This is a genomic window from Vibrio sp. 1069, from assembly GCF_033340555.1.
In genome coordinates, this window is sequence record NZ_JAWOWP010001033.1 from 1 (window position 1) to 502 (window position 502).

Below are 502 nucleotides of genomic sequence, written 5' to 3' on the forward strand. Positions count from 1 at the left end.
TCTCTTGCTCCAGAACAACCTGCATGTGGCTCATCACTGCATGGCGATCTTCTAACTCTACACCGCTTTGCTCACGCAATTTTTCTAGCGCATCGTTAGCGGCAATCCAAGTTGGTGCAATGGCTTCTAGCTTATTGATTTCTGCCGCAGCATCTTGCTCTAGGCGACGCTGTTCGCTGCGTTGTTCACGCAGCTCTTCTTGCGTCATTTCTAGCGTTTCGATTTGCATCGCATGACGTTCGCGTTCTTGTTCAAACGTGATTTCGTCCGTCAGTTCAACATGGAACTGTTTTTGATATTCCTTGACCAATTCACGAGCTTGACGCTGTTGGTTTAAGCTACGTTCGAGGTCACGATGTTGAGCACGCCATTGTTGTTCGTTTTGTGCGATTTGCTGAGATTCACGCGCTTTCGTAATGACGATTTTCGCTTGTTCAGCCGCATCTTTACGTTCGACTTGCCCAACGATACTTTGTACAAGCTTCAGCGCAGTTTCAAATTG

General features: G+C 47.2%; 1 pseudogene. It reads right to left on the minus strand.

Features of this window, described 5'->3' with window-relative positions:
* Positions 1-502, minus strand: a pseudogene (mukB, locus tag R7040_RS30450) (chromosome partition protein MukB); the annotation flags it as partial.